This is a genomic window from Piscinibacter sp. XHJ-5, from assembly GCF_029855045.1.
In the GTDB taxonomy this organism is placed as follows: domain Bacteria; phylum Pseudomonadota; class Gammaproteobacteria; order Burkholderiales; family Burkholderiaceae_C; genus Albitalea.
The window spans coordinates 3,924,168-3,951,141 of the sequence record NZ_CP123228.1; the positions used below are offsets into that span (position 1 = coordinate 3,924,168).

At 69.0% G+C, this 26,974-nt stretch carries 23 protein-coding genes; 15 read left to right on the forward strand and 8 right to left on the reverse strand.

Annotation, left to right across the window (positions count from 1 at the left end):
- The first annotated feature begins 4 nt into the window (after positions 1-4).
- Entirely contained in the window at positions 5-3,052 is a 3,048-nt protein-coding gene (locus tag P7V53_RS18525) for a PAS domain-containing protein (RefSeq protein WP_280150991.1), read from the forward strand.
- Positions 3,053-3,058: 6 nt separating this feature from the next.
- On the opposite strand, the gene P7V53_RS18530 is transcribed toward P7V53_RS18525, so the two are convergent.
- The 3 genes from P7V53_RS18530 to gorA form a co-directional block, all read right to left on the reverse strand.
- Positions 3,059-5,125, reverse strand: coding sequence for a M3 family metallopeptidase (locus P7V53_RS18530; RefSeq protein WP_280150992.1), 2,067 nt, complete (start codon positions 5,123-5,125; stop codon positions 3,059-3,061).
- A 96-nt stretch (positions 5,126-5,221) separates the two neighbouring features.
- On the reverse strand, positions 5,222-5,701 hold the full coding sequence (locus P7V53_RS18535) for a hypothetical protein (RefSeq protein ID WP_280150993.1): 480 nt from the start codon (positions 5,699-5,701) through the stop codon (positions 5,222-5,224).
- A gap of 84 nt (positions 5,702-5,785) precedes the next feature.
- Complete coding sequence (gene gorA, locus P7V53_RS18540) at positions 5,786-7,138, reverse strand: glutathione-disulfide reductase (RefSeq protein WP_280150994.1); 1,353 nt, start codon at positions 7,136-7,138, stop codon at positions 5,786-5,788.
- Positions 7,139-7,379: 241 nt separating this feature from the next.
- Between gorA and P7V53_RS18545 the strand changes: the two genes are divergently transcribed.
- Together P7V53_RS18545 and P7V53_RS18550 are read left to right on the forward strand one after the other, a co-directional pair.
- Complete coding sequence (locus P7V53_RS18545) at positions 7,380-8,090, forward strand: hypothetical protein (protein ID WP_280150995.1); 711 nt, start codon at positions 7,380-7,382, stop codon at positions 8,088-8,090.
- Positions 8,091-8,150: 60 nt separating this feature from the next.
- Complete coding sequence (locus P7V53_RS18550; RefSeq protein ID WP_280150996.1) at positions 8,151-8,975, forward strand: thioesterase family protein; 825 nt, start codon at positions 8,151-8,153, stop codon at positions 8,973-8,975.
- Positions 8,976-8,981: 6 nt separating this feature from the next.
- Here the strand turns inward: P7V53_RS18550 and P7V53_RS18555 are convergent, their stop codons facing one another.
- A complete protein-coding gene (locus tag P7V53_RS18555) occupies positions 8,982-9,254 on the reverse strand; it encodes a hypothetical protein (protein WP_280150997.1) in 273 nt (90 codons plus the stop codon).
- A gap of 70 nt (positions 9,255-9,324) precedes the next feature.
- Between P7V53_RS18555 and P7V53_RS18560 the strand changes: the two genes are divergently transcribed.
- The 4 genes from P7V53_RS18560 (at position 9,325) to P7V53_RS18575 (ending at position 12,940) form a co-directional block, all read left to right on the forward strand.
- Positions 9,325-9,882 carry a YaeQ family protein gene (locus P7V53_RS18560; RefSeq protein ID WP_280150998.1) on the forward strand — a complete coding sequence of 186 codons (558 nt, stop codon included), beginning with the start codon at positions 9,325-9,327 and terminating at the stop codon, positions 9,880-9,882.
- A gap of 61 nt (positions 9,883-9,943) precedes the next feature.
- Positions 9,944-10,219 (forward strand): GNAT family N-acetyltransferase, encoded by a 276-nt coding sequence (locus P7V53_RS18565; protein ID WP_280150999.1) that lies wholly within the window; start codon positions 9,944-9,946, stop codon positions 10,217-10,219.
- 10 nt (positions 10,220-10,229) lie between these two features.
- Positions 10,230-12,368, forward strand: a complete 2,139-nt coding sequence (locus P7V53_RS18570; RefSeq protein WP_348273437.1) for a prolyl oligopeptidase family serine peptidase — start codon at positions 10,230-10,232, stop codon at positions 12,366-12,368.
- Complete coding sequence (locus tag P7V53_RS18575) at positions 12,365-12,940, forward strand: DUF924 family protein (protein ID WP_280151000.1); 576 nt, start codon at positions 12,365-12,367, stop codon at positions 12,938-12,940. Before P7V53_RS18570 ends, P7V53_RS18575 begins: the two co-directional genes overlap by 4 nt.
- A gap of 60 nt (positions 12,941-13,000) precedes the next feature.
- On the opposite strand, the gene P7V53_RS18580 is transcribed toward P7V53_RS18575, so the two are convergent.
- Complete coding sequence (locus P7V53_RS18580) at positions 13,001-14,164, reverse strand: DUF4382 domain-containing protein (RefSeq protein ID WP_280151001.1); 1,164 nt, start codon at positions 14,162-14,164, stop codon at positions 13,001-13,003.
- Positions 14,165-14,383: 219 nt separating this feature from the next.
- On the opposite strand from P7V53_RS18580, the gene P7V53_RS18585 reads away from it, so the two are divergent.
- Positions 14,384-15,046, forward strand: coding sequence for a peroxiredoxin (locus tag P7V53_RS18585; RefSeq protein ID WP_280151002.1), 663 nt, complete (start codon positions 14,384-14,386; stop codon positions 15,044-15,046).
- A 51-nt stretch (positions 15,047-15,097) separates the two neighbouring features.
- Here P7V53_RS18585 and P7V53_RS18590 read toward each other — a convergent pair whose 3' ends face one another.
- Both P7V53_RS18590 and P7V53_RS18595 read right to left on the reverse strand, forming a co-directional pair.
- Positions 15,098-16,153, reverse strand: a complete 1,056-nt coding sequence (locus P7V53_RS18590; RefSeq protein WP_280156554.1) for a YncE family protein — start codon at positions 16,151-16,153, stop codon at positions 15,098-15,100.
- A gap of 114 nt (positions 16,154-16,267) precedes the next feature.
- Positions 16,268-17,053 (reverse strand): creatininase family protein, encoded by a 786-nt coding sequence (locus tag P7V53_RS18595; RefSeq protein WP_280151003.1) that lies wholly within the window; start codon positions 17,051-17,053, stop codon positions 16,268-16,270.
- A gap of 187 nt (positions 17,054-17,240) precedes the next feature.
- Between P7V53_RS18595 and P7V53_RS18600 the strand changes: the two genes are divergently transcribed.
- Positions 17,241-18,326, forward strand: a complete 1,086-nt coding sequence (locus P7V53_RS18600; RefSeq protein ID WP_280151004.1) for a DNA alkylation repair protein — start codon at positions 17,241-17,243, stop codon at positions 18,324-18,326.
- 15 nt (positions 18,327-18,341) lie between these two features.
- Here P7V53_RS18600 and P7V53_RS18605 read toward each other — a convergent pair whose 3' ends face one another.
- Positions 18,342-20,048, reverse strand: coding sequence for a long-chain fatty acid--CoA ligase (locus P7V53_RS18605; RefSeq protein WP_280151005.1), 1,707 nt, complete (start codon positions 20,046-20,048; stop codon positions 18,342-18,344).
- Positions 20,049-20,216: 168 nt separating this feature from the next.
- Between P7V53_RS18605 and P7V53_RS18610 the strand changes: the two genes are divergently transcribed.
- The 6 genes from P7V53_RS18610 to P7V53_RS18635 all read left to right on the forward strand — a co-directional run bounded on the left by P7V53_RS18610 (position 20,217) and on the right by P7V53_RS18635 (position 26,965).
- A complete protein-coding gene (locus tag P7V53_RS18610) occupies positions 20,217-21,617 on the forward strand; it encodes a PQQ-dependent sugar dehydrogenase (RefSeq protein ID WP_280151006.1) in 1,401 nt (466 codons plus the stop codon).
- Positions 21,618-21,724: 107 nt separating this feature from the next.
- Positions 21,725-24,013, forward strand: a complete 2,289-nt coding sequence (locus P7V53_RS18615; protein ID WP_280151007.1) for a PQQ-dependent sugar dehydrogenase — start codon at positions 21,725-21,727, stop codon at positions 24,011-24,013.
- A 112-nt stretch (positions 24,014-24,125) separates the two neighbouring features.
- Positions 24,126-24,914 (forward strand): transporter substrate-binding domain-containing protein, encoded by a 789-nt coding sequence (locus P7V53_RS18620; protein ID WP_280151008.1) that lies wholly within the window; start codon positions 24,126-24,128, stop codon positions 24,912-24,914.
- Positions 24,915-24,924: 10 nt separating this feature from the next.
- The gene (locus P7V53_RS18625) at positions 24,925-25,578 is read left to right on the forward strand and encodes an amino acid ABC transporter permease (RefSeq protein WP_280151009.1); all 654 of its coding nucleotides are present in this window, start codon (positions 24,925-24,927) and stop codon (positions 25,576-25,578) included.
- Between the two features lie 3 nt (positions 25,579-25,581).
- Positions 25,582-26,232 carry an amino acid ABC transporter permease gene (locus P7V53_RS18630; protein ID WP_280151010.1) on the forward strand — a complete coding sequence of 217 codons (651 nt, stop codon included), beginning with the start codon at positions 25,582-25,584 and terminating at the stop codon, positions 26,230-26,232.
- On the forward strand, positions 26,219-26,965 hold the full coding sequence (locus tag P7V53_RS18635; RefSeq protein WP_280151011.1) for an amino acid ABC transporter ATP-binding protein: 747 nt from the start codon (positions 26,219-26,221) through the stop codon (positions 26,963-26,965). The genes P7V53_RS18630 and P7V53_RS18635 overlap by 14 nt, the downstream gene beginning before the upstream one ends.
- Positions 26,966-26,974: the final 9 nt, after the last annotated feature.

Consider the following 26,974-nt stretch of genomic DNA (forward strand, 5'->3'; position numbering starts at 1 on the left):
GCCCATGGATGCTGCCGAAGCGCCGACCGGCATTGCGGGGGCATGGTCCGCGCTGGCGGCTCTGAGCGCCGACCTGCTCGCGCTGCTCGACGGCGAGGGGCGCATCGTCTGGGTCAACCCCGCGTTCGAGCGCATCGGCGGCATTGCTGCAACTCAGGCGCGCGGACAGCGCTTCGCCGACCTGCTGGGGGTCGAAGGCAGCGGCGCCTGGCCCGCCATCGGCGAGGCGCTGGCCCGCGGACGCGCCGTGGCACGCACCGAGCTGCCGTGGAGGCACCCGTCGGGCGACACCCGCTGGGGCGCGCTCAGCGCGCAGCCGCTGCCCTCCGACAGCTCCGCGAGCGCACGGCTCGCGGTGTGTCTGCACGATCTGTCGGAGCAGCGCCGCCTGGCCGAACTCCTGGAGACGGCACAGGAGTTCGGCCGGCTCGGCGTGTGGGAGCGAAAGATCCCGTCCGGCGAAGGCCGATGGGACCGCCACGTGTTCCGCTTCTTCGGCATGGACCCCGAAGCCGGCACGCCCGACTTCGACGTCGCCGCGCAGCGCATCCATCCGGACGACCGGCAGACGGCCGACTACCCCAAGTCGACGCAGCGAGCCGGCAAGTACGAAGCACGCTACCGCGTCCTGCTGCCCGACGGCTCGATGCAGCGCATCCACTCGCAGTGGGAGGTCAAGAACTCGCCAGCCGGCGTGCCCGAGCGCACCGTCGGCATCATGGTCGACGACACCGAGACCTATCAGCTCGCGCAGGCGTTCAACGACACCAGCGAGCAGCTTCGGTTGGCGGTTGATCTCGGCAACATCGCGATCTGGCGGCAGGACTTGCGGACCAACCGCATGCACTACAACTACCGCGCGTACCAGGTGCTCGACATTCCGCCGCGGCCCGAGGGGCTGTCGCTGGAGGAAGTCCGGGCGATGATTCACCCGGACGACCTGCCGCGCGTGATCGCAGCCGCGCACACGGCGCTGGCATCGGATCGGCCGGTCGACATGGAAGCACGCTACCGTCGCTCCGACGGAACATGGCGCTACGTGCTGACGCGGCGGATGCTGAGGCGCGACGCCAAGGGCGAGCCGCTGGAGTTCGTCGGCGTCGCGCTCGACGTGACCGAGCAGGTCGACAAATCGCGCCGCGCGAACGAGCTGGCGCAGCGGCTGGAGATCGCCACCCATTCGGCCGGCTTGGGCATCTTCACGCGCGATCCCGAGACCGAGCAGGGCGAGTGGAATGCCGAGATGTTTCGCTTGATGGGCCGCTCGCCGGAACTGGGCGTTCCTTCGCGCGACGAGTGGGTCGGCACCATCATCCATCCGGACGATCGCGCGATGATGAGCACGGCGCGCGAGTCGCTGCTGAATTCGCAGCAGGACACGCGCGAGGAGCAGTACCGCGTCGTGTGGCCTGGCGGCGAAGTGCGCTGGATGATGAACCGGGCCCGGCGCGTGATGCGCAACGGCCGTCGCATGATCTATGGCATCACGATCGACGTGACCGAACGCGTGCGCACCGAGGCCGCGTTGCACAGCGCCACCGAACGCGTGGCGCTCACCGCGCACAGCGTCGGCCTGGGCACCTGGGAATGGCAACCGGCCGGCGACACCGCCCTCTGGGACGAGCAGATGTACCGCCTGCGCGGGCGCGAGCCGCAGGCCGTGGCGCCGGACTCCGCAGGCCGGCGCGCGATCGCCCATCCCGACGACGGCGAGCACATCGAGCGCATGCTCGCGGATGCGGCGCTCCAAGGCCGCAGCGCGGCCTACGAGTTTCGCGTCGTGTGGCCGGATGGCTCGGTGCACTGGCTCGCGTCGCGCTCCACCCCGGTGACCGATCCCGACGGCAGGCTTCGCTACATCGGCGTCAACTGGGACATCACCGACAACGTCACTGCGGAAGCCGAGCGCCGCGACAGGCTGATCGCGCAACGCGAAAGCGAAGCCAAGTCCCAGTTCCTCGCGCGCATGAGCCACGAGTTGCGCACGCCGCTCAACGCAGTGCTGGGCTTCGCCCAGCTGCTGCAGCTCGACAACGGCGGCGCATCGGCCGAGCAGCGCGGACGCATCGAGCACATCCTGTCGGCGGGCGAACACCTGCTCTCCTTGATCAACGACGTGCTCGACCTGTCGAGCCTCGAGAGCGGACAGCTGCGTCTCGAGCTTCAGCCGGTCGCGCTGGACGAACTGATCGCCGAGGCGCTGCCGCTGGTGGTGCCGCTGGCAGACAGCTTCGGCGTGCAGGTGCACACCGCCCGCATCGACGGCTGCGTCATCGCCGACCGCACGCGCCTGCGCCAGGTGCTGATCAACCTGCTCAGCAACGCGATCAAGTACAACCGGCAAGCCGGCGAGGCAACGGTCGAAGCCGCGGTGCGCGGGGCCCAGGTCGTGCTGCGCGTGAGCGACACCGGCCGGGGCCTCACCGCCGAGCAGCGCGCACATCTGTTCGAGCCGTTCAACCGCCTGGGCATCGAGTCGGAAGGCATCGAGGGCACCGGCATCGGGCTGGCGATCGTGAAGACACTGGTCACGCACATGGGCGGCTCGATCATCGTGGACAGCCAGCCCGGGCGCGGCTCGACTTTCGAGGTGCTGCTCCCGCGCGCCGATGCGGCACCGGCCGAGCCGCCCCCCGCGCAAGACGCGGCACCGTCCGTCGGCAGGCACGAGCGCGTGGGACAGCTGCTCTACATCGAGGACAACCCGATCAACGTGATGCTGCTCGAGGAAGTGGTGGCCAGCCGCTCCCGCATGGCGATCGTCTCGGAGCCCACCGGCGAGCGCGGCGTGGCGCGAGCGCGGGCGCTGCGGCCGGATCTTGTGCTGGTGGACATGCAGTTGCCGGATTTCGACGGCTTCGAGGTGCTGCGGCGGCTGCGCACCCTGCCCGAAACCGCGCACACACCTTGCATTGCCGTCTCGGCCAATGCCATGCCGGAGGACATCCGGCGCGCCCTCGATGCGGGCTTCGCCGAGTACTGGACGAAGCCGATCAGCTTCAACGCGTTCCTGCGGTCGCTCGAGATGCTGCTGCAGGAGCGCATGACGTGATGGGCATCAAGCGGGTGCAGGCGTCTGCACCAACCCCTTCTTGCGCAGCATGGGGCCCACCGTCGCTGCGCGTCCGCGAAACGCCTGGTACGCCGCCGACGGCTCCATCGAGTCGCCTGACGAATAGATGTACTGCCGCAGCCGCTTCGCCACTTGCACATCGAATGGATTGCCCGCCTCCACGAAGGCATCGAATCCGTCTGCGTCCAGAACCTCCGCCCACAGGTACACGTAGTAGCCCGCGGCATAGCTGGAGCCGGAAAACAGGTGCTGGAAGTGCGGCAGCCGGTGGTTCATGCCGATCCCGGGCGGCATGCCGATGCGCTGCAGTTCGGCCGCCTCGAAGGCCGCGATGTCGGGGCCCTCGGCCGCGGTGAGCGAATGCACCGCCATGTCGACCAGCGCCGATGCGGTGTAGCGCACGGTCTCGTAGCCCTGGTTGAAGTTGCGAGCAGCCTGAAGGCGCCGCACGAGGTCGTCGGGAATGGGTTCGCCGCTTCGATGATGGCGCGCATGCCGCTTGAGCACTTCAGGCTCTGACAGCCAGTGCTCGAAGAGCTGCGACGGCAGCTCGACGAAGTCGCGCAGCACGTTGGTGCCGGAAAGGCGCTCGTAGGTCACGTCGGAGAGCAGCCCGTGCAGGCCGTGGCCGAATTCGTGGAACAACGTGCGCGCGTCGTCGAAGCTCAGCAGCGTGGGCTCGCCCGGCGCCGCCTTCGCGAAATTGTTGTTGTTGACGATGATCGGGGTGACCTCGCCGCCCGAGCGCGACTGGTTGCGAAACGAGCTCATCCACGCGCCGCTGCGCTTGCTGGCGCGCGCGAAGTTGTCGTGCAGGAACACGCCGACCAGTGCATCGTCGGCGGACCGCACTTCGTAGACCTTGACGTCGGGGTGGTAGGCGGCTGCCTGCGGCTGCGCCACGAAGCGCAGTCCGAACAGCCGATGAGCGCAATCGAAGGCGGCCTCGACCATGCGATCGAGCGGGAAGTAGGGCTTGACCTCCGCTTCGTCGAGCTCGTAGCGCGCCTGGCGCACCTTCTCGGCGTAGTAGCGCCAGTCCCAGGCCTCGATCTGCAGCGTTTCGCCACGCGACAGCACCATGGCCTGGAGCGCCTGACGCTCCCGCTCGGCGCTGGCCTTGGCCGGCTGCCAGACCTGGTTCAGCAGCTCGTTCACGGCGCTCGCGCGGCCGGCCATGGTGTCGGCCAGCGCGTAGTCGGCATAGCTGGCGTGGCCGTGCAGTCGCGCCTGCTCGTTGCGCAAGGCGAGGATCTCGCGCGCCACCGGCCGGTTGTCGTGCACGCCTTCGTGCTCGCCGCGCGTGGTCCAGGCCCGGTAGGCCTGCTCGCGCAGATCGCGCCGGTCGGAGAAGGTCAGGAAGGGCACGATGTGCGATCGCGACAGCGTGACCACACCGGCATCCGCGATACCGCGGTCGGCAGCCGCCTGGCGCGCGGCAGCGCGCACGAAATCGGGCAGGCCGGCGAAGTCCTGTTCCGTGCGCAACACGAGGCGGTAGCTCGACTCGTCGGCCAGCACGTTCTGCGAGAAGCGCGTGGTGAGCTCGGCAAGCCGCTCCATCACCTGCGCGTAGCGCGACTGCGCCGCGGGCGCGAGCTTGGCGCCGGCGCGCACGAAGTCGAGGTGCAGCCGCTCCAGGAAGCGCCGCTGCTCGGCGCTGAGGGCCAGCGCTTCGCGCTGCGCATGCAAGGCATCGATGCGGCGAAAGAGCCCCTCGTGCATGTAGATGGCGCTGCTGTGCGCGGCCATGACCGGCGCCAGCTCCATCTCGACCGCCTGCAGCGCCTGCGAGGTTTCCGACGACGTGAGGTTGTAGAACAGGCCGTCGAGCCGCGCCAGCAGCCGTCCGCTGCGGTCGAAGGCGGCCACCGTGTTCTCGAACGTGGGCGGCTCGGGCGAAGCAGCGATCGCCTCGATCTCGTCGCGCTGGATCTTCAGCGCTTCGTCGAAGGCAGGCCGGAAATGCTCCGGCGAGACCTCAGCGAAAGGCGGCAGGCCGTACGGCGTGCTCCAGGGGGCAAGCAGCGGATTGCTCGTGGCAAGGCTCATGGCGGCTCTCGGGGTGGGAGAGCGGCCATTCTAGGGACGTGTCGATCACCAGGGGCGAGTGGCATTTCGTCGCCTTGCACCCGTCGCGACGCGGGATCACTGCCCCTTTTCCTTCTTGATCGCGATCTCGTCGGCCTCGTCGAATCGCTTGTTGCCGCAGTCGCGGGTCCAGGCATCGCGCTGCGCATTGAGCGCGTCGACCTGGGCATTGAAGCTGTTGGAGCGGGCCTGGTAGTCGTCGATCATCTTGTCGCGCTCGGCGGCTCTCGCGTTGTACTGGTCCACCTGCTCCTTGCTGCTGCGATCCAGCGACACGAGCTGCTCCTTCATCTCGTCGGCGCGGCGTGCGATCTCTTCCTTTTCCTGCGTGAGCTGCGACTGCAGCTTCACCGTCTCCTCGCGCTTGGCCTTGATGCGGTCCTGCATCGCCATGCATTCGCGCAGCTCGCTGCGGCTGAGCAGCAGGGACTTGCCCTTGGGAGCAGTGCCCTTCGGCGGGTCGGCGGCCTGCACGGCAGCGACGGACAGCAGCATGCCGGCGAGCAGCGCCGGCGACAGGAGGCGGGGGGACGACATCTGGGATTCCTCGGGGTCGGACAAGGTGCGGCGCGCATCATGCCACCATGCCCAACCCCTCGCGGGCGGGCCTGTTTCAAAGGCTCACCGTGCCGCCGGCTCGCGCATGGTCACGAACTCCTCGGCTGCCGTCGGATGGATGCCGACCGTCGAGTCGAACACCGCCTTCGTCGCGCCGGCGCGCAGCGCCACCGCGAAGCCCTGAACCGTCTCGCCGGCATCCGCGCCGACCATGTGCAGGCCGACGACGCGATCGGTCGCATCGTCGACCACCAGCTTCATCAGCGTGCGTTCGCTGCTGCCGGACAGGGTGTGCTTGAGCGAGCGGAATTCGCTGACGTAGGTGCGCACCGCTGCATGGCGTTGGCGCGCCTCGCTCTCGGTGAGGCCGACGGTGCCGAGGTTGGGATGGGTGAACACCGTCGTCGGGATCAGCTCGTAGTCCATCCGGCGCTTGCCGGGCCCGAACAGGCGGTCGACCAGCACCATGGCTTCACCCAGCGCCACCGGCGTCAACTGGATCCGGTCGGTCACGTCGCCCAGGGCCAGGATGGAGGGCACGTTCGTCCGATAGTGCGCATCGACGATCACCTCCCCGCGCTGCCCCAGCGCGACGCCCGCGTCCTCGAGGCCCAGTCCCTGCGTGTTGGCGACGCGTCCGGTCGCCATCAGCACGGTGTCGGCCTCCAGCACCTGGCCGTCGTGCTGCGTGAGGTGCAGCGTGTCGCCTTCGCGGCCGATGCGCTGCACGTGCGTGCCGAGCCGGATGTCGACGCCCTTCTTGCCCATCTCGACCGCCAGGAAGGCAGCCGCGTCGTCGTCGAAGCCGCGCAGCAGCCGCGAGCCACGCACCAGCTGCGTGACCTGCGCACCGAGCCCGCGGAAGATCGACGCCATCTCGCAGGCGATGTAGCCGCCTCCGACGACGATCAGCCGCTGCGGAAAGCGCGGCAGGTCGAACATCTCGTTGGAGCTGACCGCATGCTCGGCCCCCGGCATCTGCGCCTGCAGCGGATGGGCGCCCGTCGCGACGAGGATGTGCCGGGCGCGAAAGCGCTGTCCGTCCACGACGACCTCGTGCGGCGACACGATGCGGGCCCGGCCGCGCAGCAGGGTCGCCTGCGCGGCCAGCAGCACCGCCTCGTACACGGAGTTGAGCCGCTCGATCTCCAACGCGCGGTTGGACTTCAGCAGCTCCCAGTCGAACTCGGGGCGCTTGACCGGCCAGCCGAAGCCGTGGGCCTCCTCGAAGGCTTCGGAGAAGTGCGCGGCGTAGCTGTACAGCTTCTTCGGGATGCAGCCGACATTCACGCAGGTGCCGCCCAGCGCGCCCATCTCGGCCACCGCCACCTTGGCGCCGCGCTGCGCCGCCATGCGGGCGGCACGGACGCCGCCGCTTCCGCCGCCGATCACGAACAGGTCCAGGTCGTCTGCCACGCGCGTGCCCTCCTGCCGCGATGATGCATCGGGCGCCCGCGCCTTGCGGCGAAGGGGCGGCAAGGCCCCTGCCATTGAAGCCCCCGCGCATCCGGTGCAGACTCCCCAGCCTCGTACACCGATGACCGCGGGAGGAACCGATGAGGATCGTGAAGTGGCTGCTGATCGTCTCAGGCGACGGCACCAAGGTCACGTGGACGATCAACGCCGACATGGGCAGGAACCCGGTCTTCGTGAACCGATGAAAGCGTGGCAGAAGTGGCTCGGCAGCGGCCTGCTGCTGCTCGTGTTGCTGTTCGGCGGCATCGGCTGGTGGCTGCACGGCAACCTCGACGCCATCGTCAAGCGTGCCATCGGGCACTACGGCAGCCAGATGACGCAGGCGCGCGTGTCGGTCGACGAAGTTCAGATCCGAAGCACCGACGGCGCCGGGGTGATTCGTGGCCTGGTGGTCGGCAATCCCGCCGGCTTTCGCACGCCGCATGCGCTGAAGGTCGGCATCATCGACGTCGCCGTCGACATTCGCACGCTGGCCGACCCGGTGGTCGTGATCAAGCGCATCGTCATCGAGTCGCCCGACGTGATCTACGAGAAGGGCGACACCATGACCAACTTCGACGCCATCCAGCGCAACATCGCACGCTCGCTCGGCCCGGCCAGCGGGGGCGGCAGCGCCGGCAGCAGCCCGGGGCGCAAGCTCATCGTCGAGGAGCTGACGATCCGCCATGCGCGCGCGCAGGCCAGCACCGCGGCACTGGGCGGCAACACGATGTCGGCCACGCTGCCCGACATCACCCTGCGCAACGTGGGCCGCGCTCAGGGCGGCGTCACGCCGGGCCAGCTGGGTGAGATCGTGGCGCGCGCGCTCAGCCAGCGGCTGGTCGCGAGCCTGTCGTTCGACCGCGCGATCAAGTCGCTGGGCGACCGCGTCAAGGGGCTGTTCGGCAAGTAGGCGGCCCACGCTGTCGCCGATGCAACAGCGGGTTCCCACCGCCCTTTCGATAATGCGCGGATGAACCTCACGCCCCTTTCCGCGCTGCTGGCGCGCCGCGAGCGCCGCGGCGTCGACGTGAACTTCGACATTCCGCAAGACTGGATGCAGGGGCGCACGTCGTTCGGCGGCCTGGTCTCGGTGTTCGCGGTGCAGGCGATGCGCGACATCGCCGGCGCGGCCTGGCCGGCCGACGTGAGCCTGCGTGCCATGCAGGTCAATTTCATCGCACCGGTCGGCGCGGGCGCCCTGGCGGTCGCGGTGCAGGTCCTGCGCGAGGGCCGCAACGTGCGGCAGGTGCAGGCGAGCGTGCGGCAAGGCGGCGAGACCGTCGCGCTGATGATCGGCGTGTTCGGTACGCCGCGGCAGTCCACGCTGCGCGCGTTGCAGCCGCAGCGGCCCGCGCCGGCCAGGCGCGCGGAGGACCTGCCGGCCGCGAAGCACGTCGCCGGCCACAGACCCAACTTCGTGGCACACATGGACATGCGCTGGGCGGAGGGCGGCCCGCCGTTCAGCGCGACGCCGGGATGGCGCGCCAGCATTCACCTTCGCCTGGCCGACGCAGACGCGGCGCACATCGAACCGGAGCTGATGACGGTGCTGTTGGCAGATGCCTCGCCCAGTCCGGCGCTGAGCTTCTTCGGCCAGCCTTCGCCGGCGAGCTCGGTGTCATGGGCGCTCGAGCTGCGACCGCTGAACGCGGAGGACACGCTGCACGGGCACTGGCGCGCCGACAACCTGGTCATCGCGGCCAGCGACGGCTACGTGAACCAGCAGTCGACGCTGTGGGCACCCAGCGGCGCGCTGGCCGCGCTGGCCTACCAGGTGGTCACCGTCTACGGTTGACGGGCATCACGCCAGCGCATCGCGAAGCAGCTCCGCGACGACGCCGTTGACGCCGCCTTCGTGAGCGGCGGCACGGTCGTTGATCTGCTTGACCAGCTCGGCCGGCAGCTTGCAGGCGAAGGGCACCAGGCCGGCAGCCGCGTCGCGCCGCCGCTGCTCGCGCCGGTCGATTACCTCGCCGGCGCCCTGTGCGAAGCGGCCCGGCACGCCGGCGGCCTTCATTCGGCCATTGATCTTCAGCGCGAGGTTCTTCGCGAGATCGGTCTTCTTCAGGCTCATCGTCCACTCCTTGGCATGCGCCCGATTGTCGTCGCGGATGGTCTAATCGCCGCTCCCCACCGGAAGCACCATGGCACTCAAGGCCACCATCTACAAAGCCAACCTGCAGATCGCCGACATGGACCGCAGCGTCTACGGCGACCACGGCGTGACAATCGCGCGCCATCCGTCCGAGACCGACGAGCGGATGATGATCCGGCTGCTCGCCTATGCGCTCAACGCGCCCGCCGACAACGACCACGGCGCGCTCGAGTTCGCCAAGGACTTGTGGGACACCGACGAGCCTGCGCTGTGGCGGCGCGACCTCACCGGCCAGATCGAGCACTGGATCGACGTCGGCCAGCCTGACGATCGGCGGCTGATGCGCGCGAGTCCCCGCTCGGCGCGCGTCAGCGTCTATACCTTCAGCGCCAGCACGCCGGTCTGGTGGGCCGGCATCGCGACCAAGATCACGCGGGCCGCCAATCTCGACATCTGGCAAGTGGCCGCGGACCAGAGCGAGGCGCTGGCCGCGCTCGCCCAACGCACCATGCAACTGCAGGTGACCGTGCAGGACGGCAACGTCTGGATTGGCGACGGCGAGCGCTCGGTCGAGATCACGCCGACCCGGCTGTACGGCGGCAGCTGACCGTCGCCCGTCCAAAGACCTCCGCGGCAGCATGACCTCTGCCGGCTGGAACAATCAGCGAATGACGATCCACGTTCGACACAACCCGCGGCAAAGCCGCTTCGAGGCCGAAGTCGAGGGCCACCTCTGCGTCGCGGACTACCGGCTGCACGACCGCGTCATCGTGATGACGCACACCGAGGTGCCGGAGCCGGTCCAGGGACGCGGCATCGCCGCGCGGCTCGTGAGCGCCGCCCTCGCCCACGCCCGAGAGCATGGCCTGCGCGTGGATGCACAGTGCTCGTACGCGCGGCACTACATGCGCCAACACCCTGAAACGCAGTCACTGAGCGTCTGATGATCCAGCGATGACCCGACTCCCGATTCGCGGCGCCGTCTGGGCCGCGGCCGTCCTTCTCTGCGCCTGCACCACCATGTCCGAACACACTGCTGCACCGCCGCCCGCCGACGACCCCTTTCTGTGGCTGGAGGACGTGGAGGGCGAACGGGCACTGGCGTGGGTGCGCGAGCGCAACGCGCTGTCGCAAAGGGAACTGACGGCACGGCCCGAATACGCACCCATTCGCGCCCAGGTGCTGGACGTGCTCAATTCGAAGGACCGCATCCCGTACGTGTCGCGGCGCGGCGAGTGGCTCTACAACTTCTGGCAGGACGAGGTCCACAAGCGCGGGCTGTGGCGCCGCACCACGCTGGCCGAATACCGGCTCGGCGAGCCTCGCTGGGACACCCTGCTCGACCTCGATGCACTGGCCAAGGCCGAGGGCGAGAACTGGGTCTGGGGCGGCGCCACCTGCCACGGGCCGAGCTATCGCCGCTGCCTGCTGTCGCTGTCGCGCGGCGGCGCCGATGCCAAGGTGGTGCGCGAATTCGACGTTGTCGACAAGCGCTTCGTCGACGGCGGCTTCACGCTGCCCGAGGCCAAGTCGGACGTGGAATGGATAGACGCCGACACGCTGTACGTCGCGACGGACTTCGGCCCCGGATCGATGACGGAGTCGGGCTACCCGCGCATCGTCAAGCGCTGGCGGCGCGGCACCCCGCTCGCTTCGGCGGCGACGGTGTTCGAAGGCCAGGCGAGCGACGTCTCCGTGGGCGTTTGGCTGGACCGCACACCGGGCTTCGAGCGCACGGTGTTCATCCGCTCGATCGACTTCTATCGCCGCGAGACGCTGCTGCTGCAGGGCGACCGCCTCGTCGCGCTCGACGTGCCCAGCGATGCATCGATCCACTTCATGCGCGACACGCTGCTGCTGTCCTTGCGCAGCGACTTCGAAGCCGGCGGCATGCGCTTTCCCGGCGGCTCGCTGCTGGTCGCTGATGCGGCGGGCTATCTGCGCGGCGAGCGCCGGCTGAAGGCGCTGTTCACGCCCACCGCGACGCGCTCGCTCGCCGGCTACACCACGACGCGCGACCACGTGCTCGTCGACGTGCTCGAGAACGTGGCAAGCAAGCTCGAGCAATGGACCCGTCGCGGCAGCAGCGACTTCGAGTTCAGCGAGGTGCGTGCGCCCTTCCCCGGCACGCTGGGCGTGACCGGGCTGCACGACGTGCTGATCGCCGACGATCCGCTGGCCAATCACTACCTGCTCAGCTACACCGACTTCCTCACGCCCGACTCGCTGTTCCTCGCGAAGGCGGGCAGCGACGAGCGCGAGCTGCTGAAGTCGCGCCGCCCGCTGTTCGACGCGCAAGGCATGCGCGTCGAGCAGCGCTTCGCCACCTCCAGGGACGGCACCCGCGTGCCCTACTTCGTCGTCTGGCCGCCGGGGGCGCAGGCCGACGGCCGCAACCCGACCCTGCTGTATGGCTACGGCGGCTTCGAGGTGTCGCTGAACCCCTGGTATTCGGGCGGCATAGGCCGCGGCTGGTACCAGCGTGGCGGCGTCTTCGTCGTGGCCAACATCCGCGGCGGCGGGGAGTTCGGTCCCGCGTGGCACCAGGCCGCGCTGAAGGAGCATCGCCAGCGCAGCTACGACGACTTCATCGCCGTGGCCGAAGACCTGATCGCCCACAAGATCACGTCGCCGCGCCACCTCGGCATCGAGGGCGGCAGCAACGGCGGCCTGCTGGTCGGCGCCGTGTTCACGCAGCGGCCCGAGCTGTTCAATGCGGTGGTCTGCCAGGTCCCGCTGCTCGACATGCGGCGCTTCCACAAGCTGCTGGCGGGTGCATCGTGGATGGCCGAGTACGGCAACCCCGACCTCCCGCAGGAATGGGCCACCCTGGCGACGTACAGCCCGTACCACCGCGTCGCGCCGGGCGCGAAATACCCGCGCGTGCTGTTCACCACCTCGACGCGCGACGATCGCGTGCATCCGGCGCATGCGCGCAAGATGGTCGCGCGCATGCTGTCCCAGGGCCACGATCCGCTGTACTACGAGAACATCGAAGGCGGCCACGGCGGCGCGGCCGACAACGAGCAGCGCGCGCACCTCCAGGCACTGGAGTTCAGCTACCTGTGGCAGCAGCTCGGGCCGGGACGATGAGCACGCCGCCCGATGCAGCCGCAGCCGTGCTGGACTTCTGGTTCGGCACCGAAGAGCAGGCCCGCGCCGAGTGGTTCCGCAAGGACGATGCGTTCGATGCGCTGATCGCCGGGCGCTTCGGCACGCTGGTGGAACAGGCCCTGGCCGGGGGGCTGCGCGAATGGGACGCGCAAGGCGAATCGGCGCTTGCGCGCATCCTGCTGCTCGACCAGTTCACCCGCAACATCTTTCGCGCAACGCCGCGTGCCTTCGCCGGCGATCCGCTGGCGCTGCCAGCCGCCCGGGCGCTGGTCGCTTCCGGGCAGGACCAGGGCCTGCCGCCCTTGTGGCGCTCCTTCGTCTACCTGCCCTTCGAGCATGCGGAGAACCTGGCCGCGCAGCATGAAGCGGTGCGGCTGTTCGAGGCGCTGGAAGCGTCGGCGCCGCAGACCAAGGGCATGCTCGAGTACGCCGTTCGGCACCGCGACATCATCGCCCGCTTCGGCCGTTTCCCGCATCGCAATGCCATCCTCGGACGTGCCTCGACGCCCGAGGAGATTTCCTTCCTGCGCGAGCCCGGCTCGGGCTTCTGACGCCAGCCCCAAAAAAAACGCCCCGGATGCCGGGGCGCTGCAATCCGTCGCGTCGACGGCTCAGGGGAAAACGAAGTCGTTCGTCGAAGTGCCGCCGGAGGTCAGCGTGAACGGACCGGCCGTCTTGGTGGCCCCGAGCGCGCTGGCCTGCACCGAGTACTTGCCGGCCACTGCCGTGTCGGCCACGAACGCCAGCGTGCCCGGCGCGGCCACGAACGGCGCGACCAGGGGGGCGGCCACGGGCAGCGTGTGGCTGTAGTCGCCGGTGGTGCTGTCCGCCGGCGCGGCGGTCAACTCGATGGTGTGACCGCCGCTGAGCGTCTGTACAGCGCGGGTGGACGCATCGATCGTGGTCGCGCCCGTCGTGACCTTGCCCTTCGCGGTGCCGTTGGCGCTGGCAGTCGCCGCGATGGCCGCCGCCGCAGCGTTGAGCGCGGTGACGGTGTCGGCGGTGACGACAACCCCCGTCACGACCACCGTCGTCTGCCCGGGCGAGGCAATCACCAGGTCATAAGTGCCCGGCGCCACCGGCTGCAGCATGAACTTGCCGGTGTTGTCCGGCGCGGTGGCGCGCACCACCACCCCGTCCTGCTGCAGCGACACCTGCGTCGTCGCCGCAGGCCAGCCGGCCGCCACCACCCCGCTGACGCCGGAGACGAAGCGCGGGATGACTCTGACCACGGGCTTGAGCTTGTAGTGGCCGGAGTTGCCGGCGCGAACCACCGACTTGCAGGCATCGAAGTCGAGCACCAGGTCGAGGAGCTGGTCGGCATTGACGTCGAGGTCGACGTTCATCTTCAGCCCCGACTGCTGGGCGCTGGGCGTGTCGAGCGCCGTCTCGGTGCCCCCGGTCGGCACCACCGAATTCGCCAACGGCTGCGCGTTGCTGTTCTCGGCCAGCACGAGGCGCAGCTGCTGGTACTTGCCTGCCGGCAGCGCGGTCTGGCCGAGTTCGGACAGCACGCCGTTCTGCAGCGAAAGCAGATCGACCCGCTTGGCAGGACTCAGCACCACCTCCGACCATCCGCCATCGCTGTCCGCGGCGCTGCTGCTCTTGTGCACGCGCACTTTCTCGACCGTCACGTTGACGGCGTCATAGCCGCACGAAGGCGCATCGGTCAGCGCAACACGCATGGTGCCGGTGCCGAACCCGGACTCGCCCGCGTCGCCGCCACCGCCACCACAGGCCACGAGCGCCGCGCCGAGTACAGCGACGACTCCCATCGACAATTTCTGACGCAGCTTCATTTCGGACCTCATCTCATAAATGTGCGTTTTGCACATTTATTCTGCGCCGGCCCCTTGTTGGCGTGCACTTCCGAATCACTGCCCGTTACGGATTTTTTCGTCTTTGCTTCTTTCCATCGTGTTCTTGGCAACACCAGGGCGGGGGCGAATAATCGCTGCCCCACTGCGACTTCCATCGAAACCGAGGAGAACGTCATGTCACTGCGCATCAACGACGTCGCGCCGAACTTCACGGCGAAGACCACTCAGGGAACCATCAACTTCCACCAGTGGATCGGTGACAGCTGGGCGGTCCTGTTCTCGCACCCCAAGGACTTCACGCCGGTGTGCACCACCGAGCTGGGCTACATGGCCAGGATCGAGCCCGAATTCAAGAAGCGCAACGTGAAGATCATCGGCCTGAGCGTCGACCCGGTCGAGAACCACGACCGCTGGGCCAAGGACATCGAGGAGACGCAGGGACACGCACCGAACTACCCGATGATCGGCGACACCGACCTGGCGGTGTCCAAGCTGTACAACATGCTGCCCGCCGAGGAGAGCGGCACCTCGGAAGGCCGCACCGCCGCCACGAATGCCACCGTGCGCTCGGTGTTCGTCATCGGTCCCGACAAGAAGATCAAGCTGATGCTGACCTACCCGATGACCACCGGCCGCAACTTCGACGAGATCCTTCGAGTGATCGACTCGATCCAGCTCACCCACGAACACAAGGTGGCCACGCCGGTGAACTGGAAGCAGGGTGAAGACGTGATCATCGTGACGTCGGTCAACGATGACGACGCGAAGAAGCTCTTCCCGCAGGGCTGGCAGGCTCCCAGGCCCTATCTGCGGATCGTGAAGAACCCGAAGAGCTGACCCTGCAAGCGCCTTGAAGAACGGCCGCGAATGTCGCGGCCGTTCTCCTTTTCAACGCATGTTGCCGGTGTGACCGAGTGAATAGCGACCCGGCTGGGGCCACACGGTGAGCCCGTGCGGCTCGCGGCCCGCCGGCAGGATGGTCACCTTGCCGGTCGACGTGTCGAACACATAGATCTTGTTGTCGAAGCGGCCCGACAGCCACAGCTGCTTGCCGTCCTCGCTGACATTGCCCATGTCCGGACTGCCGCCGCCGGGGATGTGCCAGGTCGCATCGACCTTCTGGGTGGCGAAGTCGATCACCGACACGCTTCCCGGGCCGCCCGGCGCCGCGAACACCTTGTTCGAGCCGCGGTTGGCCACATAGAGCTTCTTGCCGTCACGGCTCGGATACAGCCCGTGCGTGCCCTTGCCCGTCTTGATGAAGCCGGTCTCCTTGAAGCTCGCGCCGTCCACCACGAAGACGCCGTCGACCATCATGTCGGCCACGTAGAAGGTGCTGCCGTCGGGCGACACGCGGATGTCCTGCGGCATCCTGCCCTTGGACAGCTTGAGGTAGCCGACCACCTTGCGCTCGACCAGGTCGACTTTCACCAGCTTGCCCTTGAACTCGCAGGTGAAGATGGCCCACTTGCCGTCGATGGAGAAGTCGGCGTGGTTGATGCCGTCGCACTCGGGCGTCGGGAGCGACGACTTCAGCGCCATCGTCTTCGGATCGCGGAAATCCAGCCGCTTGAAGGCCTCGGCGACGACGATGGCCTCCTTGCCGTCGGGCGTGAAGTACATGTTGTACGGATCATCCACCGCGATCTGCGTGCCGGGCTTGCCGGTGACGGGATCGACCGGCGTCAGGCTGCCGTCGGTGCGGCCCTCGGCATTGTTGGCCACCCACAGGGTCTTCATGTCCCACGACGGCACGACGTGCTGCGGGTTGACGCCGACCTTGAACTTGTCGACCACCTTCAGCGTCGCCGGGTCGTAGACCCACACGTCGTTCGACTGGCGGTTGGGCACGTAGACCCGCGGCAGGTGCCCCTTGACCGATTCGCTCAGCTTGCCGGACGCCGTCTCGCTGTACAGGTTGGAGCCATCGGGCACGGCGGGCATGCCGGGCACCGTCTCGACGGGGCCGGCCGCGAAGGCGGCAGGAACGGCGGCGGCGATCAGCAGGGCAAGTCTCGATCTCACAGGCAGAACTCCTCGGTGATTGTTGTGTCGGCTTCAGCGGCGCGATTGCTCGCGCCGGATGGCGGCGATCGTTCGTCCAACGATCAGGTCGGCGCCCAGTTGACCGAGCTCGGCGCTCGAGCGTGCAGGATCACCGTTCGCCCCGTCGGCCGGCTTCGGCCTGGAGGCGAGCCTGTCCTGCCGCACCAGACGCGAATCCACGGCCATCGCGAGCGAGGTGTCCGCGACGCCGGCGTGCCGGCCGATCTCGTCGTCGCTGTAGCCCTTGTCCTTCAGCAGCCGGGTGTAGTCGGCGTCGAAGGCGCGATAGTAGTCGTCGACCGCGTGCACCCGCGCGGTGTCGGCGGTCCATTCGCGGTTGAGCTTGTCGGCCACGCGCTTCAGGTTGCTCTGATAGCCGCCGTGATCGCCGATGAGCACGATGTGGCGAAAGCCGTGCTGGCGCAGACTGCGCGCGGCGTACTCGACGGTGCTGTCGAACGCGGCGTCGGGAATGGTCAGCGTGCCGGCGAAGCGCATGTGGCCGGTGGGCGGATGCACGGCGCCTTCGGGCACATAGGCGATCACCGGCGCCACCAGCGCCTGTCCCAGGCCCGAGGCAATGCGGCCGGCGAGCACGCGCACGCGCACGTTGTGCTTGCCGAGCGCCACCGCCGGTCCGTTCTGCTCGGTGCCGCCGACCGGCACGATGACGGTGGTGGTGCCCGACTTCAGCAGGTCGCGCACCTCGGTCCAGGTGAGGTCCTCGAGGTACACGCTGGGGGGCTCGCCATGGGCGAGGGGCAGGTACAGGACCAGCAGGAGCACGAGGAAGCGCATCCGGGCGATGTTAGCCGCGCCGGTTGCGCAGTCCCGCGGTGCTGGTTCCGCTGCGCCGCGCCCCTGGCCATGCCGGGAAGGGACGGCGCATCTTGAGCACCCGTGCGCGGCCCTCATGGGCCACCACAATGCAGGTCGTGTCCATGCAGCCTCCCTGTTCGGGAATCCCTCCGAACGGGCAATCGCCATGCCGGAACCTTTCAAGAATCTTCTCAACGACGTGGTGGTGCGCAACATCGGCGCGCGACTGCAGGCCGCCTGGCCCGCCTTCGACCGCCGGGGTTTCCAGCGCCGTGCACTCGAAGGACTGGATTCGCTCGAGCTGAAAGCCCGCGCCATGCACCTGACTTCGGCGCTCGAGTCCACGCTGCCTCCCGACTTCGCCAGCGCCGCCGACGTCCTCGAGCGCGCGATCGCCGGCGGCCTGGCCGGCTGGGCGCTGTGGCCCGTCGGCGAGTACGTCGCGCGACATGGGCAGGCCTCGCCGCAGCGAGGCCTTCAGTTGCTGCATGCGCTGACGCCTGCCTTCACGGCCGAGTGGGCGATCCGTCCCTACATCGTCAACCACCCCGCGCTCGCGTTCGAGACGCTCGCCCGCTGGGCCCACGACCCCGACCCGCATGTGCGCCGCCTCGTCAGCGAAGGCAGCCGGCCGCGCCTGCCCTGGGGCCTGCAGCTGAAGTCGCTCATCGCCGATCCGTCGCCCACCTTGCCGCTGCTCGAAACGCTGATGGACGACGACAGCGACTACGTGCGCCGCAGCGTCGCCAACCACCTCAACGACATCGCCAAGGACCACCCGCACCTCGTGGCCGAATGGGTCGAGCGGCACCTGCCGGGCGCATCGCAGCAACGTCGCGCACTGCTGCGACACGCCTGCCGCAGCCTGATCAAGCGCGGCGACCCGCGCGTGCTGCACGCCTGGGGCCAGGGCGCCGAGTTTCGCGGCGACGTGGCGCTCAAGCTCGGTCCCCGGCGCCTCGCGCTCGGCGACAGCCTGACCCTCGAGGTGACGCTCAAGCCGCGCGGCAGGCAGGCGCAGTCGCTCGTCATCGACTACGCGGTGCACCACGTCAAGGCGAACGGCAGCACGTCGCCGAAGGTCTTCAAGGGGTGGGCGCTCGACCTCGCGGCCGGCGAGCAGCGCGTGCTGCGCAAGTCGCACGCGGTGAGGCCGATCACCACGCGCCGCTACTTCAGCGGCACGCACCGCGTGGAGGTGCTGGTCAACGGCAAGGTCGCGGCGCACGCCGCCTTCGAGCTGCGTGCGTAGAGCGGTGACACGGACTCACCCAACCGCCTGCGAGCCTTCGCGCTCCTGCAGCACCCGCCACAGCACCTTCCCGGCGCCCGACTTCGGCAAGGCCTCGACGAACTCGACGAGCCTGGGCACCTTGTACGCCGCCATGTGCTCCCTGGCCCAGCTGATGATGTCTTCCGCGGTGGTGGCATCGGCTCCGGCGCGCAGCACGACCACCGCCTTCACCGTCTCGCCGCGGTAGGCGTCGCGGGCGGAGATGACACAGGCTTCCTGCACGGCCGGGTGCTTGTACAGCAGCAGCTCCACCTCGGCCGGCCACACCTTGAAGCCGCTCGCATTGATCATGCGCTTGAGCCGGTCCGTGATGAAGAAGTAGCCGTCCTCGTCCATGCGGCCGAGGTCGCCGGTGCGAAAGAAGCGCTTGCCTTCGAACTCGACGAAGGCCGCCTGGGTCGCCTCGGGGTGACGCCAGTAGCCCTGGAAGACCATGGGACCGCGGGTGATGATCTCGCCGATTTCGCCGGGCGGGAGTTCCTGCAGCGTGAGCGGATCCACCACCCGCGAATCGACGCCGAAGATCGGCATGCCCAGGCATTGCAGCTTCGGCGATTCAGGCGGATTGGCATGGCTGGGCGCGGCGGTCTCGGTGAGGCCGTAGCCCTCTGCGAACATCAGGCCGAATTCGTCGCGCAGCCGCTCGGCCACCGCCTGCGGCATCGCCGCGCCGCCGCCGCTCAGATAGCGCAGGCTGCCCAGGTCGAAGCTCGCGTAGTTCGGGCTGCCGAACAGGTCGATGATCATCGTCGGGATGCAGGTCCAGTGGCTCACGCGGTGCCGCGAGATCAGGCGCCCCGCGAGCTCGCGGTCCCAGCGCGGCATGAGCACCACGGTGCTGCCGTTGTAGACCGGCCCCAGCACGCCGTACATCATCCCGGTGATGTGGAACATCGGCACCACGCCCAGGCTCACGGTCTCGGCGCTGGCGTGGCCCCACAGACCGCCGCCGATGGTGTTGTGCATCAGCGTGCGATGGGTGTGCATGCAGCCTTTCGGCAGGCCGGTGGTGCCCGAGGTGTAGGGCAGCAACGCCATGTCGTCGGGCCGCGCGGTGTGCGGACCCGGCTGCAGGCGCCGCGCGAGCACCTCGGTCCACCGGGTGCAGCCCGCGGGCAGCGGCGGGTCGCTGCGCAGCCAGGCATCCATCGCCGGCGGGGGTGCCACGTCCATGGCCATCGCGCCCTCGGGCATCGCGTCGGCGTAGCGCGTGACCAGCAGCTGCTGCAGCCGCTCGCCGTCCCCGACGGCATCGTTGGCGGCCGACACGATGCCCGCAAGGTCGGCCGCGCAGATGGCGACGCGCGCCCCGGCGTCGGTGATGTAGTGGGTGAACTCGTCGGCACGGTTCATCGGGTTGACCGGCACGACGACCGCATTCGCGCGCAGGATGCCGTAGTACGCGACGGCGTACTGCGGGCAGTTCTGCATGTACAGCAGCACGCGGTCGCCGGCCTGCACGCCCACGCTCTGCAGCCAGCCGGCCACCGCCTCGGCCTGCTCGCGCGCCTGCGCGAAGCTCAGCTCGCGGCCGAAGAATCGGTACAGCGGCTTGTCCGGATAGCGCCGGGCCGACACGTCCAGGTTGACCCACAGCGAGGTCTCGGGCACGACCAGCTCGCGCGGCAGGCGCTTGGGCCAGTGCTTGAAGTGGGGACGATCCGCGGGAACGTTGGGCACGAGGTCTCCTTGCGCTCGAGGCGAGCCCTTCGGTATAGCGAAAGCATCGCGCGGCCTCTGCCGCCTGAGTGACGTGGGCCCCAGGGACAAACCCGTAGCCGGGGTGCGGTCCGGTCCGCAAGTCCTTACCGTTGGCGCATGGCCATCGGCAACAGAAAGGAGGACCCCATGCTGCCCTTGAAGACCCTGAGCGCGCTGGCCTTGGTCGCCACGCTGTCCGCCTGCGGCGGCGGCGGCTCCGGCGCGCCGGCCGGCAACGCGCTGTCCGCGAGCCTGACCACGCCGGCCGACCTGGCCGGCGGCCTCACCGGCGCGTTGGCACTGGCCGCGACCGCCGCCGGCGACGTGGCCGCCGTGGAGTTCGAGGTCGACGGCGCCGCGGTCGGCGAGGACGGCAGCGCACCGTATGAGGCCAGCGTCGACACCGGCCTCTATGCCGCCGGACAGCACGTGGTGCGAGCCCGAGCGCGCGACGCGGCGGGCCATCGCTCCGCCTGGTCCACTGCGACCGTGAGCTTCGGCGGCAGCGCTGTCGCCCCGGCGGGCTTCACGCGCCTCCAGTGGATCAGCGGGCTGTCGCGCGCGACGGCATTCGCGCAGGCCCCGGACGGCCGATTCTTCGTCTGCGAGCAAGGCGGCGTGCTGCGCGTCGTCAGGAATGGTGCGCTGACGGGAACGCCCTTCCACACGTTCCAGGTCGACGATGCCGGCGAGCGCGGCCTGCTGGGCGTGGCCCTGCACCCCGACTTCGCGAGCAACGGCTGGGTCTATGTCTACTACACCGCCACCAGCCCGGGCACGCACAACCGCATCAGCCGCCTGGTGGCCAGCGGGGACGTGTCGAGCGGCATGGAGACCGTGCTGGTGGACCTGCCCGACCTGTCCGGCGCGACCAACCACAACGGCGGCGCGCTGCACTTCGGCCCCGACGGCAAGCTCTACGCCGCCGTCGGCGACAACGCCAACAGCGCCAGGGCGCCCGACCTCGCCGATGTCTTCGGCAAGATGCTGCGCTTCAACGACGACGGCACCATCCCCGCGGACAACCCGTTCTGCGGCACGGCCGGCACCCAGCGTTGCGCGATCTGGGCGCGCGGCCTGCGCAACCCGTTCACCTTCGCCTTCCAGCCCGGCACCGGACGCCTGCACATCAACGATGTCGGCGAAGGCACCTGGGAAGAGATCAACGTCGGTGCCGCCGGCGCGGACCATGGCTGGCCCGCGTCCGAGGGTCCGACGAGCGCGGCCGGCATCGCCGCCCCGCTGTTCGCCTACCGGCACAGCGCTGCATCACCCGCGGGCTCGGGACCGGGAGGCTTCTTCGTCGGCTTCGCGATCGCCGGCGGCGCGTTCTATCCCGACGCGGGGCCCTTCCCCGCGGGCTACCGCGGCAACTACTTCTTCGCCGACTACGGCAACCGGTGGATCGGACGGCTCGACGCGACGAACGGCCATGCCGCCTATGCCTTCGGCAGCGTGGGCGATTCGCCGGTGGACATGCTCGTCGGCGCCGACGGTGCGCTGCATGTGCTGACGCGCTCGGGGATCACCCGCTTCAGTGCGCCCTAGGCGCGGGTCTTGTCCCTGGCGCCGTCCCTTCCATCCGACACAGACGGGCGGCGCGATGGAATGATGCGTGAACAAGACCGAGGGGACACGGGAGGTGGAGATGAGGGATGAGCACCGAGCCGTTCGTGCGGAGGGTGGGGTGGCGATTGCTGTTGGTCGGCCTGCTGGCGGCCTGCGGCGGCGGGTCGTCTGACGGACCCACGCCCGGTGGCAACCAGCCGCCGGTTCCCGTGATCACCGCCCCGGCCGAAGGCGCGACCTTCGCCGCCGGCGACACGCTTCAATTCGCCGGCAGCGCCACGGACCCCGAGGACGGCAACGTTGCGGCCAGCGGCCTGAGCTGGTGGGTCGAGTTGCATCACGACACCCACACCCATCCGTTCCAGCCCGAGACGGCCGGCGGCAGCGGCTCGGTCACGATACCCGTGCGCGGCGAGACCTCCGACAACATCTGGTACCGCTTCCATCTGCGGGCCACGGACAGCGCGGGCCAGGCCGTCGAGGTGACACGCGACGTCCAGCCGCGCAAGGCGCAGCTCACGCTCGCGACGCAGCCTGCGGGGCTGACGGTGACCCTGGACGGCCAGCCCGTCACCGGAAACACCGTGGTCACCGGTGTCGTCGGCCTCGAGCGTGATCTGGCAGCGGCCGACCAGAACGCCAACGGCCGGCGCTGGCGCTTCGACGGCTGGAGCGACGGCCTGCCGGCGAGCCACACCATCGCCACGCCATCCGCCGACACGGTGTACACGGCGACGTTCACGGACATCGGCGCGGCGACCAACCAGGCGCCCACCGTCACGCTGACGGCGCCCGCCAGCGGCACCGTGGGCTCCGCGATGACGCTGAGCGCGAGCGCTGGCGACAGCGACGGGCAGGTCGTGCAGGTCCAGTTCCGCGACGGGGCGACCTCGCTCAACGTCGACACGACGAGTCCCTATGCCTTCACCTGGACACCCGCATCGGCCGGCACCCACACGCTGACGGCCATCGCCACCGATGACCAGGGCGCCACGACCACCAGCAACGCGGTGCAGGTGACCGTGGGCGGCGGCGGCGGTGGCGGCGACATCGTGGCGCCGACCGCGACCCTGACAGCGCCTGCCGATCTGGCGAGCGGCCTGCTGAACAACCTGACGCTCAGCGCCACCGCCGCCGACAACGTGGGCGTCGCCGCCGTCGAGTTCCAGATCGACGGCGTGACCGTGGGCGAGGACACCAGCGCGCCGTACTCGGTCACGGTCAACAGCAACCTCTATGCGCACGGGCAGCACATCGTCCGCGCGCGGGCTCGCGACACGGCGGGCAATCTGTCGGCGTGGTCGCGTGCCACCGTGTCCTTCGCCTTCACGCCGCGGCTGCCTTCGGGCTTCTCCAAGAACGATGCATGGGCCACGGGCCTGACCGACTCCACCGCCTTCGCCCAGGCACCCGACGGCCGCATCTTCGTCTGCGAGCAAGGGGGCGCGCTGCGCGTGGTCAAGAACGGTGCGCTGCTGCCCACGCCGTTCCACCAGTTCACGGTCGACGGCGGCGGCGAGCGCGGGCTGCTGGGCGTTGCATTCCATCCGGACTTCGCGACCAACGGCTGGGTGTACGTCTACTACACCACGACGACCAGCCCGGTGCACAACCGCATCAGCCGGGTCGTCGCCAACGGCGACGTGTCGACCGGCACGGAGACGACGCTCGTCGATCTGCCGCCGCTGTCGGGCCTGACGCACAACGGCGGCGCCCTGCACTTCGGCCCCGACGGGAAGCTGTATGTCGCGGTCGGCGACAACGGCACCGGCACCAAGGCGTCCAACCTCGCCGAGGTGTTCGGCAAGGTGCTGCGCTTCAACGCCGACGCCACGATTCCCTCGGACAACCCCTTCTACGCCACGCAGACCGGCCTGGCGCGCGCGGTCTGGGCCTACGGCCTGCGCAATCCATTCACCTTCGCCTTCCAGCCCGGCACCGGCCGCATGCACATCAACGACGTCGGGCAGGCGACGTGGGAAGAGATCAACGTCGGCGCGCGCGGCGCCAACTACGGCTGGCCCTCGTCCGAAGGTCCCGACCGCATCACCGCCGGCATCACCGCGCCGCTGTTCGCGTACAACCACACCGCCTACAGCCCGCCGGGGTCGGGTCCTGGCGGCTTCATCACCGGCATCGCGATCTCCGGCGGCGCGTTTTATCCGAGCGGCGGCAACTTCCCGGCCGCCTACCGCAACAGCTACTACTTCGCGGACTACGGCCGCCGATGGATCAGCCGCCTGGACCTCGACAACCCGGGCGATGCGTACGGTTTCGCCTTCGTCTCCGGCGAGCCGGTCGACGTGCTGGCCGGCAGCGACGGCGCGATCTACGTGCTGCTTCGCGCAAGCATCGCGCGCATCAGCGCACCGTGAGTCGCGCCCTCTCCCGCTCGCGGGAGAGGGCCGGGGTGAGGCGGTCCCGCATGGAACGCGGCACAGCGCTTGCATACGCGGCGCTCCGACATCTCATACCCAGGAGACCACGATGTTCCGCCGTCCCGTTCTTCTTTCGCTGGCTGCAGTGGCTGCCGCGCCGCTGCTCGCCGGCACCGCGAGTGCGCAAAGCGCACTCGACGAGGTGCTCGCGAAGAAGACCATCACCATCGCCATCCCGACCGACTTTCCGCCGTACGGCTTCGTCGGCACCGATCTGAAGCCGCAAGGCCTCGACATCGACATGGCGCAGCTCATTGCCGCCCGCCTGGGCGTCAAGGCCGAACTCGTGCCGGTGACCAGCGCCAATCGAATCCCCTACCTGCAGACGAAGAAGGCCGACCTGGTGATCTCCACCCTGGGGAAGAACCCGGAGCGGGAGAAAGTGATCGATTTCACCATCGCCTACTCGCCGTTCTTCCAGGCGGTGTTCGGCCCGAAGACCATCGCGGTGAAGACCGCGGCCGATCTCAACGGCAAGTCCATCGCGGTGACACGCGGCGCGATGGAAGACCAGGAGCTCGGCAAGATCGCGCCGCCCGGCCTGGACGTGAAGCGCTTCGAGGACAACAACGGCACCGTCGCGGCCTACGTGTCCGGGCAGGTGCAGCTGATGGCGACCGGCGCTTCCGTGGCCGGCAACGTGATGTCTCGCAATCCGCAGCTCGGCACCGAATTCAAGCTGCTGCTGAAGGACTCGCCCAACTTCATCGGCGTGGCCAAGGGCGAGGACAAGCTGCGCCTCAAGGTCAACGAGATCATCGCCGAGGCGCGAAAGGCGGGCGAGCTCGACAAGATGGCGGTGAAGTGGCTTGGCCGCCCTGCCGGAGACCTGCCCTGATCCGCCGCGCATGATCGCGTTCGATTTCGCGGCGGTCTTCGTCGAGTGGCCGCTGCTCGCCAAGGGCGTGGCGGTGACCGTCGCCCTGACCGCCGTGTCGGCCACGATCGGCGTGGCGCTCGGCATCGGCTGCGCGTGGGCGCGCTCGCACGGCCCGCGATGGCTAGCCGCCATCGTCGGCGCCTATGTCGAGCTGATCCGCAACACGCCCTTCATCGTCCAGCTCTTCTTCCTGTTCTTCGGGCTCCCCAGTCTGGGGCTGAAGCTGTCGCCCGAGCTCGCGTCGGTGCTGGCGATGGTGATCAATCTTGGTGCATATGCGGCCGAGATCGTGCGGGCGGGGGTGGCGGCGACGCCGCGAGGCCAGGTCGAAGCCGCGCTGAGCCTTGCGCTCACGCCGCGCCAGGTCTTCCTGCGCGTGGTCCTGCCGCCGGCCCTGCAGCGGGTCTGGCCGGCGCTGGTGAGCCAGATCATCATCGTGATGCTGGGTTCGGCCGTCTGCGGACAGATCTCGACGCCCGAGCTGTCGTATGCGGCCAACCTGATCCAGTCGCGCAACTTCCGCGCCTTCGAGGCCTTCATCGTCGGCACGCTGATCTACCTGGCGCTGGCGATGGCGCTGCGGCGACTGCTGCACTGGCTGGGGCCACGCTTCCTCTATTGATCCATGGTCGACTTCTCCATCTGGGACATCGCCCGCAACCTGCTGCTGGCCGCACGCTGGACCCTGCTGCTGTCGCTGATCGCGTTCGTCGGCGGCGGCATCGTCGGGCTCGCGCTGCTGGTCGCGCGCATCGCGAAGCTGCGCGGCGCCGAGACGCTGGTGTCCGGCTACGTTCAGCTGTTCCAGGGCACGCCGCTGCTGATGCAGCTTTTCCTGGCCTATTTCGGCCTCGCACTGCTGGGCGTCAACGTGTCGGCGTGGACCGCGGCGGCGCTGGCGCTGACGCTGTACAGCAGCGCCTTTCTCACCGAGATCTGGCGCGGCTGCGTCGCGGCGGTGCCCAAGGGCCAGTGGGAAGCCTCGCAGGCGCTCGCGCTCAGCTTGCGCGAGCAACTGACCCACGTCATCGGCCCCCAGGCGCTGCGTGTGGCCGTGCCGCCGACGGTGGGCTTTCTCGTTCAGGTGGTCAAGGGCACCGCGCTGGCATCGGTGATCGGCTTCGTCGAGCTGACCAAGGCCGCCACGATGATCAGCAACGCGACCTTCCGGCCCTTCACCGTCTACGCCTGCGTGGCGCTGATGTACTTCATGCTGTGCTGGCCGATCTCGGCATGCAGCCGCGGTCTTGAGAGGAGGCTGCATGCGCAGCGCTGACGGAGCCATCGTTCATATCCACGGCCTGCGCAAGCGCTTCGGCGACAACGAGGTGCTCAAGGGCATCGACCTCGCGGTCAAGCCCGGCGAGGTGATCGCCATCATCGGCAAGAGCGGATCCGGCAAGAGCACGCTGCTTCGCTGCATCAACGGCCTGGAGACCTTCGACCAAGGCACGCTGAGCGTCGACGGCCAGCCGCTGCTGCACGGCAATGGCGCGGCGATGCGCACGCTGCGCCAGCACGTCGGGATGATCTTCCAGAGCTTCAACCTGTTTCCGCACCTCAGCGTCGGACGCAACGTGATGCTGGCCCCGACGCTGGTCAAGAAGCGCCATTCGCCCGATGCGGTCGAGCAGGCGCGAGCGCTGCTGGCGCGCGTGGGCCTGGCCGACAAGTTCGATGCGCGGCCGGACCAGCTCTCCGGCGGGCAGCAGCAGCGGGTGGCCATCGCCCGCGCCCTGGCGATGGAGCCGGCCGTGCTGCTGTGCGACGAGATCACCTCCGCGCTCGATCCCGAGCTGGTCGGCGAAGTGCTTCGCGTCGTGGAGTCGCTCGCCGAGGACGGCATGACGCTGCTGATGGTGACGCACGAGATGGGTTTCGCGCGCAAGGTGTCCGATCGGCTGGTGTTCATGCATGCGGGACGCATTCATGAGCAGGGGCCGCCGGACGTCCTGTTCGGACGGCCGCAGACGGCCGAGTTGCGGCAGTTCCTGGCGGCCGTGGGTTGACCTAGTGTC